We start from the raw sequence: 6,458 nt of genomic DNA on the forward strand, positions 1-6,458 counted from the left end.
TGCGGTTCGTTGATATCTGATGCGCCATCTCATAGTATGTCAGATTGTAGCGGTCATCCTCCCATGCCTCCTTCTTCGCTGCCAGAGCATCGTTGTAGAGCTGCCTGCAGGTCTCCAGCGTGTCCTCTAGCTTTTTGATCTGATCCTCAGTCGGATACAGCCGGAACTTGTAGGCAGATCTCATCTCGATTGTTGCTCCTCCATATTGCGTACGGGCTTACTACAAAGATTGGAGTTTGCGCCCTGTTTATTCTCTATCAGGGAATGCTCCTGCCTGGATCTGGAAGGACAAGGGAGATGCCCTCAAGGCGCTGGGCCGCCAGGCTGAGGCAGACACTGCTCATGCCAGGGCAAGGGAGCTGGGGTATCTGGTGTGATCTCTGCTGGTGATGAATCCCCCGCCGTAATGGCGGGGAGCGTTCACCCAGCCACTGGGGGTCACTCAAGTATCCTGTGCAGATGGAACTGATGGGGCCCGAGCTTACCTCCGAAGTTCCCCGCAGATATCCTGATCACCCCAGGGACCGTGCATGCAGCCCGGATCCCGACGCGCATCGCCTCCTCGATCGCCTCCCTGCTTATCCCGTTGATCACGATCTCGTACCCGGCGGTGACGTTCTCGGGAAGCACGCAGACCCCCTGATCCTTCAGGCTGGGACAGAACGCCACATTAGTCGAGGCCTTCAGGAACTTGTACCTGCTCCCGACCTTGGAGCCGCTAGCGACCACGCCTCCAGGGAACGGGGTTATCGTTCCTCTGAGCTTCGCTATAGCGTCGACGGCTGCCTCAGCGGCCATGAGTGCAGCGGGCTGGTTCTGCCCGAGAATGTAGAAGTTGCCACCGGCTATCCCATCCACAGCCCCGATCGTCTCCTCTACCAGAAAATCCCCCTCCATGATGGGGATCTTGCAGAACCTCCTGTTGCAGTACTCGATCTCGCACTGGTATCCGTCTCCGAAGTAACCCAGCTTCTTTCCTGTGTCGAACTGCTTCTCGGCGTCTGGCAAACCATTGAAGACAGCAGTCGTGGGAGCTGTGAGGACGCACTGGCCTATGCGCGCCAGGAGCGACGCCTCCAGGCTCTTCCAGCTCATGTTGCATATCTGTATGTACACCCCGGGCCTGCCATCGGGCGTCTCTGTGCTAGGAACGATGCACTCGATACCGGCCTCAGCGGGGCACATTATCACCGAGGTCCCGAAGCCTGTGGCCTCGCGCGCCGCCTCGAGCGCCCAGCGCTCACTGATCGCGGTTATAAGCACCCTGCCTATCTTTATGGGGAACGCCTCAGCGAAGGTATCGTCTATCTCCACTCCATTAATCTTCATTCACATCACCTTGGATTGTACACAGCAAGCTCAAATCCGTCTCCTCTCCTGAACGCAGCTGCAGAGCATACGGGGCGCTCGAATGGGAGGCCGAAGAGGGATCTCGCTATGCTGGATGCGCTTGACCCCTCCATGAAGACGGGCTCGAATCCGGTCTTCTCATACGTCGCCACCATCCAGGCGTCTCCATCCTGGAGCTCGAACTCCCTGACGTGAAGCTCATCGTGAGCCGCAATCCCCAGCACGGCGCGCCGATCCGAGACTACGCCGGCGATTCTCGGCGTCCTGAGATCGTCCCTCTCGTAACCGTAGGCCACGAGGCTCAGGGCCACTGCGTCCAGAGGTCTTGATCCGTCCTCGATCCGGTCGAATATCATGTCCGTGTGGTCTCCGTTGGATACGACCGCGAAATCATTCGAGGCTCTTATGCATGGGTATGTTATGTAGGGGTTCTTCAGGAGATCAGCTGGGTCCAGAGGATGGACGAATATCGAGGATCCGGATGCTGTTGCCCTGCGGTTCGGGAAGGATCTGGATGAGACCCTGTAGCCCACCCAGACACCATCACCGGAGATGCCAACAGCGACTATTCTTCCGACGTACACGTGAGATCTCCCTCATACAGAAGCCCGAACTTCCGGGCGTTGTCATCGGCCATCTGCTGGAGAACCCGGATCATCTCCTCTCCGCCCTTCATGCGGAAGAGGTGTCTGTACCTCCCCTGCGCCTTGAGGTAATCCTCAACAGGCCTCTTGACGTGGATCTTCTTGACGCCGACCAGCTCTCCGTTGACGTACTCGTAGAGAGGCCAGAGGCAGGTCTCGACCGCGAGCCGCGCTATCTCCACAGTGGTTCCGGCCTCGAATGACCAGCCTGTGATGCACGGCGCGTTGACCTGTATGTATGCGGGCCCGGGTATCGATATGGCCCTCTTCACCTTCCGCCTGAGGTCCACAGGATAGGCGACTGATGCTGTTGCGACATACGGGACTCTGTGTGCAACCGCGATTGCAGGCATGTCCTTCTTCGGCCTCGGATTTCCGAAGCTGATCTTTCCTGATGGCGTGGTCGTCGTTGATGTGCAGGGGGGTGTAGAACTGCTCCTCTGGACGCCCGTGTTCATGTAGGCCTCGTTGTCGTAGCAAACATACTTCACATTGTGCCCGCGATCGAACATGCCGGATATGCAGCCCATGCCTATATCCAGGGTGCTGCCGTCGCCTGCTATTACGAACACGTTATGGTTTTTCCCGAAGTGCTTGAGGGCAGCCTCTATGCCTGAGGCGACAGCTGCAGCATTCTCGAAGAGCGAGTGGATCCACGGAACCCTCCAGGCGCTCTCGGGATAAGGTGTTGTCGTCACCTCGATGCATCCTGTGGGTGTTGCGACTATTGTGTTGGGTCCGGCAGCATCAAGGACCAGATTGATCACAGTCGGCATTGAGCATCCTGCACATGCCCTGTGCCCGGGTGCGAGAAACTTCTCCATAAAGATCCTCCTAAAGCAGATCCTCTCTAAGACTGAGAAACTCCATCTCCGCCTCAATTCCCCTGTCACGCGCTGCGATCGCCTTATCGACGACCCTGCGGATGTCCCTGATCGTTATATCCCTGCCTCCGAGGCCTGCGGGGAACCCTATCACTGGGATCCTTGTTGGGGTGTTGTAAAGCGCAGCCTTCAGGTCCGTGAGAAGCGCGCCCTCATTTCCGACCGTGACATCCTTCTCAATGACAGCGATGACCTCAGCATCCTTCAGCGCCTTTCTCAGAGCCTCGGTCGGGAATGGTCTGTAGCTCCTGATCTTCACAAGACCCACCTTCAGCCCCTCGCTGCGCATATCATCTATGCAGTCCTTGATGGTTCCGATGACAGAGCCCATAGTTACAATCATCACCTCAGCATCTTCCGCATGATAGGTGTCTATCAGCCCCCCATACCAGCGCCCGAACTGCTCTGCGAACTCCACTGCGACTGCCTCTATCTTCTTGAGAGCACGCCTGTGGGCATCCCACTGCATGTATCTCAGCTCTGTGAAGTATGATGGATCTGCAAAAGCTCCGAATGTCTTAGGATTCTCAGGATCCAGGATGTGCTTTGGCCTGTACGGCGGGAGGAACCTATCCACCTCCTCCTGGCTCAGAAGCTCCACAGGCTCGTATACGTGGGTGAGTATGAACCCGTCCATGCAGACCATCACAGGCGTCAGGATCTCGGGATCCTCTGCGATCTTGTATGCCTGTGGTATCGCATCAGCAGCCTCCTGCACATCCTCTGCATAGAGCTGGATCCAGCCCGAGTCCCGGGCGCCTACGCTGTCCTGCTGATCGTTCCATATGTTCAGGGGCGCGCTGAGCGCCCTGTTTGCCACGGTCATCACTATCGGCAGCCTCATGCCGGAGGCGTTGTAAAGCACCTCCCACATCAGGGCAAGCCCCTGGCTTGTGGTCGATGAGTAGCATCTCGCTCCTGCAGCGCTCGCCCCCACGAGCGATGACATCGCTGAGAACTCAGAATCAACTGTGAGAAACTCAGAGTCGAGCTCGCCGTCTGCGACAAACTGCGAGAGGTGCTCGACTATGTGGGTCTGAGGTGTTATGGGGTATGCGGATATGACATCGGGAGAGCAGCACTTCACAGCATGTGCAACTGCATATGAGCCCTCGACGACCTTCATCCTGGCCATTCTCTCCTTCAGGCTCAGCTCCTCTTTAGCGATCATCTTCATTTCTCCTCCAGGACCATCTCTATCGCCTTTCTTGGACACTCGTGAGCGCAGACCCCGCATCCCTTGCAGTAGTCCAGATCCGGAACGAACAATCCATCGATCTGTCGTATACAGCCCTCAGGGCAGTATATCTCGCAGAGGCTGCACTTTATGCACCTCTTGTGATTCACAACCGGAACGAAGGTTCTCCACCCTCCGGTCTTGTTAACAACAGTGCTGCCTGGCTCTGTCAGAGCTGCAACTGTGATCTTCATCTGGCAACCCTCTCATAGGCTGTTCTTATGGCGCGGATGTTCTTCTCCCCCAGGCTGCCCGAGAATCTTGTGAGAATCGATTTCTCAAGGCTCTCCAGTTTCACCTCTCCTGTCGCCCCGCAGAACGCGCCGAGCATTGTTGTGTTGACTATCGGCCTCCCGAGGGTCTCAATGGCGATTCTGGTCGCGTCTATCGTCACCACCTCAGCCTCTGTGTTCAGCTTGATCGCAGAGGCATCTTTATCACTATTTATTATTATCTTCCCGTCCGGCTTTAATCCGCCCGTCACATTGACGACATCGAGCAGTGTGACATCCTGCACGATGACATAATCCGGCTCGTAGACCTGGCTTCTCATGCGTATCGGTTTATCATTGATCCTGGCGAAAGCCAACACAGGGGCGCCTCTGCGCTCCACCCCGAAGGCGGGAAAAGCCTGGGAGAACCTTCCGTCCTCGAAGGCTGCGATGGCGATCATCTCCGCAGCGGTGACCGCCCCCTGCCCTCCTCGCCCGTGGAACCTTATCTCCTTCACCTGCAGACCTCCTCTCAAGCCGAGAGGCATCAACCAGATATAGCATTTTCGCGCAGAATGTATCAGAAGAGGAGAGTGGGCCACCAGAAAATAAATAATTTATAAAAAATAGAAATTGAACTGGCCTGAAACGTTTTACCGGCCTGATCTTTTTTCTCCCATGATCTGAAGCACAAGCCTTCTGCGCCTGGGTCTGTTGTCCATATCGATAAAGACGATCTGCTGCCATCTGCCAAGGGATAGAGCGCTGTTCACCACAGGCACCGTGAGGCTCGGGCCTATGAGCGATGCGCGGATGTGGGAGTGGCCGTTGTCATCTCCCCATCGCCGGTTGTGCTCGTACTCTTCATGCTCCGGGGCGATCATCTCGAGAGCTCTGCGCATATCTGCAATAAGCCCGGGCTCATGCTCAATCGTCGTTACAGCGCCCGTGGCGCCCGGCACGAAGAGAACCACAATGCCATCGGTCACCCCGCTGCTCTGAACGGCATTGACGACCATCGGAGTGATGTCCACCATGTCAGCATCGCCCTTCGTGTCGAACTCGATGTACCGTGTTTCTATCATAGAGATCTTCAAACGAGAATGCAAGCTTGTGCTCCAGCAGGATGCCGATGTGGATGTCAGTTTTACTGCATGAATGGCACTTATCAAAATGCATCAGGAGCAGAGCGCTGCGCTCAGCTCCTTTATCCGCTCCTCTATCACCTCTACGATCGTGCTGTTCTCCATGTACTCCAGGCTGCCCTGGCAGAACGGACATGTGAAGTTGTTCTCGCTCGCCTCCTCGAACACAAACCGGGCGCAGCCGTTCACACATGCGTAGAACACATGATCCTTCTCGTAGCGGAGCCTGGCGTTGAGCTTGTTTATGAGCTTCCTGACCTCTGCCTCAAGCGCGCTGTCCAGGCTCTCAGGGCAGAGCTTCCAGAGGTACGTAAGCCATCCGCTGTCCGGATCTCTCTTTCTCCTGTAGACCGCAAGCCTGTGCTCGTAGAGCAGATAAAGCGCCCTTCGCACAGTATTGAGGCTGATCCCTGTGATCTCGGCGAGATGCTCGTCAGTCACCTCCTCCTCTGGCATTGCCTCGACGATCTTTAGACCCTCCTCGCCGACGATCCTTAGCAGATACGCCCTGTGGATGGGATTCTCCACTGCTACCACTGGACCACCACTTGCAGTCTCTCTGAGTTACAAAACAAACAGTTTATTATATACTCCTGATTACTTATAAAGCTTCGCAGACTCTGTCGGAATATATCTTATGTTTTTGAAGCGACAGGTGAGTTTTGGATTCCATCTGGATCTTTTGCAGGGACTTAGTAATCCATTTGATAACATACCCATGGATGCACTGGTCCTGCTATGCACCCCTGGAAGATGGATGAGTGCTTAAAGCAACTCAACCTGCACGGCCTCCAGGTTGCTAAGCACATAGGAGCGGTGACTTCCTCTCCGGCCTGAAGGCCGGAGCTTCCTGCTTCATTGATCTGTTTCATCCAGCATCTCCACAGGCTCTGCCCCTCAGTCCGAGGGTGAGAATGTTTAATGCCGCGTTGAGATCCCGATCAAGCCTGAGCCCGCATCGCGGGCACTCGTGGACTCGATCCTTC

11 protein-coding genes are annotated in these 6,458 nt (G+C 55.9%); 1 reads left to right on the forward strand and 10 read right to left on the reverse strand.

Features of this window, described 5'->3' with window-relative positions:
- Positions 1–184, reverse strand: a 184-nt coding sequence (locus tag QFX31_RS08615) for a helix-turn-helix domain-containing protein (RefSeq protein WP_348531697.1), incomplete at its 3' end; no start/stop codon positions are given.
- 52 nt (positions 185–236) lie between these two features.
- Here QFX31_RS08615 and QFX31_RS08620 point away from each other — a divergent pair.
- Positions 237–377, forward strand: coding sequence for a hypothetical protein (locus tag QFX31_RS08620; protein WP_348531698.1), 141 nt, complete (start codon positions 237–239; stop codon positions 375–377).
- Positions 378–438: 61 nt separating this feature from the next.
- Here the strand turns inward: QFX31_RS08620 and fhcD are convergent, their stop codons facing one another.
- From fhcD to QFX31_RS08665, 9 genes are all read right to left on the reverse strand, one after another.
- Positions 439–1,329 carry a formylmethanofuran--tetrahydromethanopterin N-formyltransferase gene (gene fhcD, locus QFX31_RS08625; RefSeq protein ID WP_348531699.1) on the reverse strand — a complete coding sequence of 297 codons (891 nt, stop codon included), beginning with the start codon at positions 1,327–1,329 and terminating at the stop codon, positions 439–441.
- Positions 1,330–1,334: 5 nt separating this feature from the next.
- Positions 1,335–1,934, reverse strand: coding sequence for an IMP cyclohydrolase (locus QFX31_RS08630; RefSeq protein ID WP_348531700.1), 600 nt, complete (start codon positions 1,932–1,934; stop codon positions 1,335–1,337).
- The gene (locus tag QFX31_RS08635) at positions 1,916–2,818 is read right to left on the reverse strand and encodes a thiamine pyrophosphate-dependent enzyme (RefSeq protein WP_348531701.1); all 903 of its coding nucleotides are present in this window, start codon (positions 2,816–2,818) and stop codon (positions 1,916–1,918) included. The genes QFX31_RS08630 and QFX31_RS08635 overlap by 19 nt, the downstream gene beginning before the upstream one ends.
- A 10-nt stretch (positions 2,819–2,828) precedes the next feature.
- Positions 2,829–4,055, reverse strand: coding sequence for a pyruvate synthase subunit PorA (porA, locus tag QFX31_RS08640; RefSeq protein ID WP_348531702.1), 1,227 nt, complete (start codon positions 4,053–4,055; stop codon positions 2,829–2,831).
- A complete protein-coding gene (locus QFX31_RS08645; RefSeq protein WP_348531703.1) occupies positions 4,052–4,309 on the reverse strand; it encodes a 4Fe-4S binding protein in 258 nt (85 codons plus the stop codon). Before QFX31_RS08645 ends, porA begins: the two co-directional genes overlap by 4 nt.
- Positions 4,306–4,845: a pyruvate ferredoxin oxidoreductase subunit gamma gene (locus QFX31_RS08650; RefSeq protein ID WP_348531704.1), complete on the reverse strand. Its 540-nt coding sequence runs from the start codon at positions 4,843–4,845 to the stop codon at positions 4,306–4,308. Before QFX31_RS08650 ends, QFX31_RS08645 begins: the two co-directional genes overlap by 4 nt.
- A 135-nt stretch (positions 4,846–4,980) precedes the next feature.
- On the reverse strand, positions 4,981–5,412 hold the full coding sequence (locus QFX31_RS08655; protein ID WP_348531705.1) for a secondary thiamine-phosphate synthase enzyme YjbQ: 432 nt from the start codon (positions 5,410–5,412) through the stop codon (positions 4,981–4,983).
- 93 nt (positions 5,413–5,505) lie between these two features.
- Positions 5,506–6,009 carry a transcription factor E gene (gene tfe / locus QFX31_RS08660; RefSeq protein ID WP_348531706.1) on the reverse strand — a complete coding sequence of 168 codons (504 nt, stop codon included), beginning with the start codon at positions 6,007–6,009 and terminating at the stop codon, positions 5,506–5,508.
- Between the two features lie 331 nt (positions 6,010–6,340).
- Positions 6,341–6,458: zinc ribbon domain-containing protein (locus tag QFX31_RS08665; RefSeq protein ID WP_348531387.1), on the reverse strand; the 118-nt coding region annotated here is incomplete at its 5' end.

The sequence above is a fragment of the Methanothrix sp. genome, assembly GCF_030055635.1.
In the GTDB taxonomy this organism is placed as follows: domain Archaea; phylum Halobacteriota; class Methanosarcinia; order Methanotrichales; family Methanotrichaceae; genus Methanothrix_B.

Coding starts and splice junctions, on each gene's coding strand:
- fhcD (WP_348531699.1), bottom strand. CDS start 1,329: ATGAAGATTAATGGAGTGGAGATAGACGATACCTTCGCTGAGGCGTTC.
- QFX31_RS08635 (WP_348531701.1), bottom strand. CDS start 2,818: ATGGAGAAGTTTCTCGCACCCGGGCACAGGGCATGTGCAGGATGCTCA.
- porA (WP_348531702.1), bottom strand. CDS start 4,055: ATGAAGATGATCGCTAAAGAGGAGCTGAGCCTGAAGGAGAGAATGGCC.
- QFX31_RS08645 (WP_348531703.1), bottom strand. CDS start 4,309: ATGAAGATCACAGTTGCAGCTCTGACAGAGCCAGGCAGCACTGTTGTT.
- QFX31_RS08655 (WP_348531705.1), bottom strand. CDS start 5,412: ATGATAGAAACACGGTACATCGAGTTCGACACGAAGGGCGATGCTGAC.